The sequence below is a fragment of the Mycobacterium sp. E802 genome (genome assembly GCF_001666875.1).
In the GTDB taxonomy this organism is placed as follows: domain Bacteria; phylum Actinomycetota; class Actinomycetes; order Mycobacteriales; family Mycobacteriaceae; genus Mycobacterium.
Genome location: NZ_LZJD01000019.1, coordinates 1 through 8,908, shown reverse-complemented (window position 1 = coordinate 8,908; position 8,908 = coordinate 1). Strand labels below are relative to the sequence as shown.

6 protein-coding genes are annotated in these 8,908 nt (G+C 67.0%); all 6 read right to left on the bottom strand.

Going from position 1 to position 8,908, the window contains the following annotated elements; genetic code table 11:
• Positions 1–310: 310 nt before the first annotated feature.
• Genes A5699_RS03100 through A5699_RS03075 form a run of 6 tightly spaced genes read right to left on the bottom strand, consistent with a single transcriptional unit; the run spans position 311 to position 8,639 of the window.
• Positions 311–1,078, bottom strand: coding sequence for an enoyl-CoA hydratase family protein (locus A5699_RS03100; RefSeq protein ID WP_067765212.1), 768 nt, complete (start codon positions 1,076–1,078; stop codon positions 311–313).
• Positions 1,078–2,235 (bottom strand): acyl-CoA dehydrogenase family protein, encoded by a 1,158-nt coding sequence (locus A5699_RS03095; protein ID WP_067765209.1) that lies wholly within the window; start codon positions 2,233–2,235, stop codon positions 1,078–1,080. The genes A5699_RS03100 and A5699_RS03095 overlap by 1 nt, the downstream gene beginning before the upstream one ends.
• Positions 2,232–4,166, bottom strand: a complete 1,935-nt coding sequence (locus A5699_RS03090; protein ID WP_067765206.1) for a biotin carboxylase N-terminal domain-containing protein — start codon at positions 4,164–4,166, stop codon at positions 2,232–2,234. Before A5699_RS03090 ends, A5699_RS03095 begins: the two co-directional genes overlap by 4 nt.
• A 5-nt stretch (positions 4,167–4,171) precedes the next feature.
• Positions 4,172–5,767 carry an acyl-CoA carboxylase subunit beta gene (locus tag A5699_RS03085; protein ID WP_067765203.1) on the bottom strand — a complete coding sequence of 532 codons (1,596 nt, stop codon included), beginning with the start codon at positions 5,765–5,767 and terminating at the stop codon, positions 4,172–4,174.
• Positions 5,764–6,912, bottom strand: a complete 1,149-nt coding sequence (locus tag A5699_RS03080) for an acyl-CoA dehydrogenase family protein (RefSeq protein WP_067765200.1) — start codon at positions 6,910–6,912, stop codon at positions 5,764–5,766. Before A5699_RS03080 ends, A5699_RS03085 begins: the two co-directional genes overlap by 4 nt.
• On the bottom strand, positions 6,909–8,639 hold the full coding sequence (locus A5699_RS03075) for an acyclic terpene utilization AtuA family protein (protein ID WP_067765198.1): 1,731 nt from the start codon (positions 8,637–8,639) through the stop codon (positions 6,909–6,911). Before A5699_RS03075 ends, A5699_RS03080 begins: the two co-directional genes overlap by 4 nt.
• Positions 8,640–8,908 lie beyond the last annotated feature (269 nt).

The following is an 8,908-nucleotide window of genomic DNA, read 5'->3' as shown; positions in this document are numbered from 1 at the left end:
TCCCCGACGCCGAGAGCAAGATCCTCACCGATCTAGGCTTCAGCCCTGGGTACTAAGCGAAATGTCCAAACTCAGGAGATCGCTTTGTTCTGATCATCGGTCATGGTTCCGGCCTTTCCGGGAACAACCGCACGGCAGAGAACGTCCGCAGCTCACACGGTAAAACTGCGAGACGTAATGCGACAGGTCCCGCGGACCGGTTGCTGCCACAGGCAACGACCGGAAACTCACAAGAAGCGGCTGACCTGCTTCGCCGGGCCCGATGCGGCGCCGGTTTCGGCTCGGATTCAACCCGACGCTGCGGGGATCATCAATCGACCCAGCTCGGCGGACGTTTCTGCAGGAACGCCATCATGCCTTCCCGCGCCTCGTCGGAGACGAACAACCGCGCCGACTGTTGCGTCAACGCCTCGGCGTTCTCGTCGAACCCGCGCAGGATCGAGGCCGTCGTCAGCGCCTTCGACGTGGCCAGCCCCTGCGGTGATCCCTTCGCGATCTCGGCCGTCAGCGCGGCCACGGCCGCGTCGACGTCGTCCGCGGCCACGGTGACCAACCCGATCTCAGCCGCCTCGGTGGCCCCGAACTTCTCACCGGTGACGAAGTAGCGCCCCGCCGCCCGGGGCGACATCTTCGGGAGCAAGGTCAACGAGATGATCGACGGCGCAACCCCAATGCGCGCCTCGGTCAGCGCGAACGTACTGGCCGGTCCGGCCACGACGAGATCACACGCACCGACCAGGCCCATGCCGCCGGCCCGCACATGCCCGTCGATCGCACCGATCACCGGAACCGGAAGTTCCAGGATCGCCCGCAACGTGGTCGTCATCTCCCGGGCCCGGCCGACGGCGATGTCTCCCGGATCCTGCCCGGCGGCCTCGCTCAGATCCGCACCGGCACAAAACGTTCCGCCGGTATGCCCGAGCACCACCACCCGGACGCGCGGATCGGCGGCCGCGTTATCTAGGCCCTGGTGGAGCTGGATCACCAGAGCCGTGGACAGCGCGTTGCGGTTGTGCGGGGAATCCAGGGTGAGCCGCGCGACGTTGCCGTCAACGCGATACCGGACGAGCTCGGACATCAGTACGACCGGGGAAGGCCGAGGGACGTCTGCGCGACGAAGTTCAGGATCATCTCGCGGCTCACCGGGGCGATCCGGGCCAACTTCGACGCATTGACCGCGGCGGCGATGCCGTACTCCTTGGTCAAACCGTTGCCGCCCAACGACTGTACGGCCTGATCGACCGCGCGCACCGATGCCTCACCCGCGGCGTACTTGGCCATGTTGGCCGCCTCGGCTGCACCGAAGTCATTGCCCGAGTCGTACAGGGTCGCGGCCTTCTGCATCATCAGCTTGGCCAGTTCGATCTCGATATGGTTCTGCGCCAACGGATGTGACAGACCCTGGTGCGAGCCGATCGGCACCTTCCAGACCTGGCGGGTCTTGACGTAGTCGACGGCCTTGCTGATCGCGAAGCGACCCATGCCGACCGCGGAGGCCGCACCCATGATCCGCTCGGGGTTCAGCCCGGCGAACAGCTGCGCGATCGCGGCGTCCTCCGAACCGACCAACGCGTCGGCCGGCAGGCGCACGTCGTCGAGGAACACCTGGAACTGGCTTTCCGGGCTGATGATCTCCATCTCGATCTTGGTCCAGTGCAAGCCCGGGGTATCGGTGGGGATGACGAACAGGGCCGGCTTGAGGTTGCCGGTCTTGTGATCTTCCGTGCGCCCGACGACAAGAACCGCCTGTGCCTGGTCGATGCCGGAGATGAACGTCTTCTGGCCCTTGAGAATCCAGTCGCTGCCGTCGCGGCGGGCAGTGGTGGTGATGCGGTGACTGTTGGACCCCGCGTCGGGCTCGGTGATCGCGAAGGCCATGGTGATCGACCCGTCCGCGATGCCGGGAATCCAGCGCTTCTTCTGCTCCTCGGTGCCGAACTTGGAGATGATCGTGCCGTTGATCGCGGGGGAGACCACCATCATCAGCAGCGCCGCACCGGAGGACGCCATCTCCTCCATCACGAGGGACAGCTCGTACATGCCGGCACCACCGCCGCCGTACTCCTCGGGCAGGTTCACCCCGATGAAGCCGAGTTTGCCTGCCTCGTTCCACAATTCGGTGGTGTGCTCGCCGGCGCGAGCCTTCTCCAGGTAGTAGTCCTGGCCGTAGTTGGCGGCCATCGCGGCTACCGCCTGACGCAGCGCCTTCTGTTCTTCGGTCTCGATGAAGCTCATGATTGTTCTCCTTCGGATTGCACGCGGGCAAGGACGGCGCCGACCTCGACCTGTTGGCCCGCGGCGACATTGAGTTCGGTCAACACGCCGTCTTCGGGCGCGGCGATGGTGTGCTCCATCTTCATGGCCTCCAGCCAGATCAGCGGCTGTCCGGCGGTGACGGTATCGCCGACGGCCGCCCCGACGCGGACGACAGAACCCGGCATCGGCGCCAGCAGTGAGCCGTGTGCGACGGCGTCGTTCGGATCAGGGAACCGCGGGAGCGCCGTGAATTGGACCGGCCCCAGCGGTGAGTCGACGTAGACCTGATCGTCGTACCGTGCCACCTCGAACGCGCGCTCGACACCGTGGACCGACAGCGCCACCCGTTCCGGCGTCGCCGCCACCAGGGCAACCCCGTCGTCGTCAGGCAACTCCACCCCGGCACGGGTAAACCGGTAGCGCACCGGCACCTCGTCACCCACAGCGTCGCGGTAGGTCCGCGTCTGATGCCCCGAGGCCAGGTTGCGCCACCCGCTCGGCACCGGACCGAAAGCCCGTGCCGTGCGGCGGTTATGCGCGGCGTCGGCCAGCGTCGCGGCGATCGCCGAGAGCGTCACCGCGTCCGCGTCGGCCAACGGCGTGGCCAGGTCATCGAGCCCGTGAGTATCGAAGAACGCCGTGTCGGTGGCCCCGTCGAGGAACGCCGGATGTCGCAGCACGTTCACCAACAGATCGCGGTTGGTACGCAGCCCGTGAATCTTGGTGCGGGCCAACGCATCGGCCAGCACGGTCGCTGCCTGACGCCGGGTCGGGGCGTAGGAGATGACCTTGGCGAGCATGGGGTCGTAGAAGATCGACACCACCGAACCGTCTTCGATGCCGGTGTCGACGCGCACGTTCCCGGGCACCTCGAATCGGTGGACCGTGCCGGCTTGCGGCTGCCACCCCTTGGCGGGATCCTCGGCGTAGAGACGTACCTCAATGGCCGAACCGTGCGAGGCCGGAGGTTCAGCGTCGAGCCGGCCGCCGTCGGCGACGAGGATCTGCAGTTCCACCAGGTCCAGTCCGGTGGTTTCCTCGGTGACCGGATGTTCCACCTGCAGACGGGTGTTCATCTCCAGGAAGAAGAAGTCGCCGCGCTCGTCCGCCATGAATTCGACCGTGCCCGCACCCGTGTAGCCGATCGCCTCGGCGGCCAGCCGGGCCGCGTCGAACAACTTCTCGCGCATCCCCGGCGTGCGCTCCACCAGGGGCGAAGGAGCTTCTTCGATGACCTTTTGATGGCGACGCTGAATCGAGCACTCGCGTTCACCGACCGCCCACACCGTGCCGTGCTCATCGGCCAGCACCTGCACCTCGACGTGATGGCCGGCCGCCAGGTACCGCTCACAGAACACCGTCGGATCCCCGAACGCCGACTGTGCCTCACGCTGGGCAGCGGCGACTTCATCTGGCAGAGCGGACAGTTCACGCACCACCCGCATGCCTCGGCCGCCGCCACCGGCTGAGGCTTTCACCAGTACCGGCAGTTGATCGGCGGTCACGGTGTCCGGGTCGAGTTCGGTCAGCACCGGAACACCGGCGGCGGCCATCATCTTCTTGGCCTCGATCTTGGAACCCATGGCCCGCACGGCATTCACCGGTGGGCCGATCCAGGTCAACCCGGCATCCAGCACCGCGGCCGCGAAATCGGGGTTTTCCGAGAGGAATCCATAGCCCGGGTGAACGGCGTCGGCACCGGCCGCCTGGGCCGCGGCGATGATCTGGGCGGCGTCGAGATATCCGTTGGTGCCTTCCAGGCGCACCCGGGCGTCGGCCTCGGCGACATGGGGTGACCCGGCGTCCGGATCGGTGTACACCGCAACGGTGCCGATACCGAGGCGACGGCAGGTCTCGAACACCCGGCGGGCGATCTCCCCGCGGTTGGCGACAAGCACTCTCGTAATCATGGGGCTCACATCCTGAAGACGCCGAAGTTCGACGTCCCCTCGATCGGGCCATTAGCGATGGCGGACAAGCACATTCCCAGCACGGTGCGGGTGTCGCGGGGGTCGATCACCCCGTCGTCGTACAGCCGGCCGGACAAGAACATCGGCAGCGACTCCGCCTCGATCTGGGCTTCCACCGCAGCCCGCAGCGCGGCGTCGGCGGCCTCGTCGACCTGTTGACCGCGGGCCTGCGCGGCGGCGCGGCTGACGATCGAGAGCACGCCGGCCAACTGGGTCCCGCCCATCACCGCGGACTTCGACGACGGCCAGGCGAACAGGAACCGGGGGTCATAGGCCCGGCCACACATGCCGTAGTGGCCCGCGCCGTAGGACGCACCGATCAGCAGCGAGATGTGCGGCACCGTCGAATTGGACACCGCATTGATCATCATCGAGCCGTGCTTGATCATGCCGCCCTCTTCGTACTGCTTACCCACCATGTAGCCGGTGGTGTTGTGCAGGAACAGAAGTGGGGTGTCGGACCGGTTGGCCAGCTGGATGAACTGCGTGGCCTTCTGCGATTCCTCGGAGAACAGCACGCCGCGGGCATTGGCCAGAATCCCGACCGGGTAGCCGTACAGCGTGGCCCACCCCGTCACCAGTGACGACCCGTACAACGGTTTGAACTCGTCGAAATCCGAGCCGTCGACGATGCGGGCGATCACATCCCGCGGATCGAACGGGATGCGCAGATCGGCGGGCACGATGCCGATGAGCTCGTTGGGTGAGAACAGCGGCTCGACCACCGGCGCAGGCGTCGGCCCCTGCTTGCGCCAGTTCAGCCGGGCCACGATACGCCGGCCGATGCGGATCGCATCGAGCTCGTCGTTGGCGAGGTAGTCACCGAGACCCGAAGTGCGCGCGTGCATCTCGGCGCCACCCAGGGATTCGTCGTCGGACTCCTCGCCGGTGGCCATCTTGACCAGCGGTGGGCCGGCCAGGAACACCTTGGAGCGCTCCTTGATCATCACAACGTGATCGGACATGCCCGGCACATACGCGCCGCCGGCCGTCGAGTTGCCGAACACCAGCGCGATGGTCGGGATGCCTGCCGCCGACAGCCGGGTCAGGTCGCGGAACATCTGCCCGCCCGGGATGAAGATCTCCTTCTGCGTAGGCAGATCGGCGCCGCCGGACTCGACGAGAGAGATCACCGGAAGCCGGTTCTCCATCGCGATCTGGTTGGCCCGCAGAATCTTCTTGAGCGTCCACGGGTTGCTCGTGCCGCCCTTGACCGTGGGGTCGTTGGCGACGATCAGGCATTCGACACCTTCGACCGCGCCGATGCCGCAGACCACGGAGGCGCCCACGGTGAAATCACTGCCCCAGGCCGCCAACGGGCTCAGTTCCAGGAACGGGGCGTCGGGATCGAGCAGCAACTCGACGCGCTCGCGCGCGGTCAGCTTGCCGCGGCCGTGATGGCGGTCCACATACTTGGCGCCGCCGCCGGCGAGGGCCTTGGCGTGCTCGGTGTCGAGTTCGGCCAGCTTGGCCGCCATCACCTCGGCCGCCTCGGTGAACGCGGGAGAGCCAGGGTCGATGGTCGATTTCAGAGTCGTCATGCCTGGAACCCCAATGTCTTTGCCGCCAGCGAGGTCAGGATCTCGGTGGTGCCGCCGCCGATCCCCAGGATGCGCATGTCGCGGTACTGCCGCTCGACCTCGGATTCGGCCATATAGCCCATCCCGCCGAACAATTGGACCGCCTGGTTGGCAACCCACTCGCCGGTCTCCACCGCCGTGTTCTTCGCGAAGCACACCTCGGGAATCAGATTTTGCTCACCGGCGAGCTGCCGCTCGACGACATGGCGCGTGTACACCCGGGCGATGTCGATGCGGCGGGCCATCTCGGCCAGCGTGTTCTGTACCGACTGGCGGGAGATCAGTGGTTTGCCGAACGTCTCGCGATCCCGGCACCACTGCACGGTCAGATCCAGGCAGCGCTGTGCACTGGCGTAGGCCTGCACGGCCAGGCCCACTCGCTCGGAGACGAACGCCGCGGCGATCTGAAGGAAGCCGGAGTTCTCGGCGCCGATCAAGTTCGCGATGGGCACCCGCACGTCGGTGTAGGACAGCTCGGCGGTATCGCTTGAGCGCCAACCCATCTTGTCGAGTTTGCGGGTGACCTCAAAGCCCGGGGCGGGCTTGTCCACCACGATCAGCGAGACGCCCGCCGCGCCCGGGCCGCCGGTGCGCGCCGCGGTGACGACGTAGTCGGCGCGGACGCCGGAGGTGATGTAGGTCTTGGCGCCGTTGAGCACATACTCATCGCCTTCGCGTGCCGCGCGTGTGGTCAGATGCCCGACGTCGGACCCGCCACCCGGTTCGGTGATGGCCAGCGATCCGATCTTCTCCCCGCGCAACGTGGGCTTCACATACGTCTCGATCAGCCGCTCATCGCCGCAGGCGATCATGTGCGGCACGGCGATACCGCACGTGAACAGCGAGGCGAACACGCCACCGGGCGCACCCGCGTAATGCATTTCCTCGCAGATGATCACCGCGTCGGCCCCGTCGCCGCCACCGCCGCCAACCGACTCGGGGAAGTTGGCGCCCAGCAGCCCGGCCTCGCCGGCCTTGCGGTGCAATTCGCGGGGAAGCTCGCCGGTGCGCTCCCACTCGGCGGCGTGGGGCAGCACCTCGCGTTCGGCGAAACTGCGCACGGTCTTGCGCAGTGCCTCGCGCTCAGGCGAATTCCAGATGCTCACGTGAAGAATTCCTCCGGGATATCGAGATGACGGCTGCGCAACCATTCGCCCAGCCCTTTCGCCTGCGGATCGAATCGGGCCTGATACGCCACGCCCTGGCCGAGGATGCCTTCGATCACAAAGTTCACGGCCCGCAGATTCGGTAGCGCGTGCCGGGTGACCGGCAGATCGGCTGTCTCGGGCAACAATTCACGCAACTTGTCGACGGTCAGCGTGTGGACCAGCCAGCGCCACTCCGCATCTGCCTTTTCCCCCGTCGCTTCGCTCGCCCCGTCGGCACGGACCCACACGCCGACATTCGCCGACCCACCCTTGTCACCGCTGCGCGCCCCAGCCACCGTGCCCAGCGCGGCGCGCCGGGTGGGACCGGCCGGAAGTGGTTCGGGCAGCGCAGGTTCGGTCACCGGCGCCAACGGCAGGGTCTCAACCGCCGGTGCGATCTCGATCCGGGTGCCGTCGGCAAGCACGGCGACGTGTGGCACCTCGGTGGCGTCGACGTAACCGGGGACGAACACGCCGTACACCTGACCGTCACCGGGCGGTGCCGTCGTGGTGAATCCCGGATAGCTGGCCAGCGCGAGTTCGACTCCGGCCGAGGAGAACTGGCGCCCCACGACGTTGGGATCCGGATCGCGGACCACGCAGTGCAGCAGCGCGCTGGCGGTCTCTTCGGTGTCGGCGTCGGGATGATCGGTCCGCGCCAGCGTCCACTCCAGCTCGGCCGGACGGACTTTCAGTCCGGCCTCCAACTGACTCCGCACCAGCTGGGCCTTGGCCTCGACGTCCAGGCCGGTCAACACGAACGTGGCCGCGTTGCGGAAACCGCCGATGCTGTTGCACGACACCTTCAGTGTCGGCGGCGGGGCCTCACCCGTCACTCCGGAGATACGGACCCGGTCGTCGCCATCGGCGCTCAACTGCAACGAGTCCACCCGCAGCGTCACATCCGGATTGGCGTACCGCGCCCCGGTGATCTCGTAGAGCAGCTGGGCGGTGACGGTGCCGACGCTGACCTGCCCACCGGTGCCGGGATGTTTGGTGATCACCGAGGACCCGTCGGCCGAGATCTCGGCGATCGGGAAGCCGGGGCTGGTCAGATCTGGAATTTCAGAAAAGAACGAGTAGTTGCCGCCGGTGGCCTGCGTCCCGCATTCGATGACGTGGCCGGCGGCCACGGCCCCGGCGAGCGCGTCGTAATCGGTGGACTTCCACCCGAAGTGCGCGGCCGCAGGCCCGACGATCACCGACGCGTCCGTCACCCGGCCGGTGACGACGACGTCGGCACCGGAATTCAGGCACTCGACGATGCCCCACGCACCCAGATACGCGTTGGCCGCCAGGGGAGTGCCCAGCCCGAGTTCCGAAGCCCGGCCCACGAGATCGTCGCCCTCGACGTGCGCGACGTTGACGGACAGACCCAGGCGCTCGGCCAGGGCTCGGACCGCGGTGGCCAGCCCCGCCGGGTTCAGCCCGCCGGCATTGGCGACGATCTTCACGCCCTTCTCGAGCGCCAGCCCGAGTGACTGCTCCAGCTGGGTCAAGAAGGTCTTGGCGTAGCCGCGGTCCGGGTTCTTGGCCCGGTCGCGGGCCAAGATCAGCATGGTGAGCTCGGCGAGATAATCGCCGGTCAGATAGTCCAGCTCGCCGCCGGTCAGCATGTCGTGCATCGCGGTCAGGCGGTCGCCGTAGAACCCCGAACAGTTGCCGATCCGTACTACTGGAGGCACACGAACTCCCGTCAACGCCGAAAGGGACCCAACCAACCGGTAGGTTAACGGGTACCGCCGGTCCCACGTCAAGGGGTGGTCCAGCCCCGCACCTAGATTGCACCCAGGGACAGAATCAGGCGGCGTTTTGTCCCTGGGTGCAATTCGGCCGCCACCCACGGCTGCGCAATGCTCGTTCGACACGCGCGATCACCCGAGTTGGGTCACTTTGGCCTGTTTTCGAGAGCGGCGGCGCGTTGACCTGCGGTGATGCCTTAGCTTAGTGCACC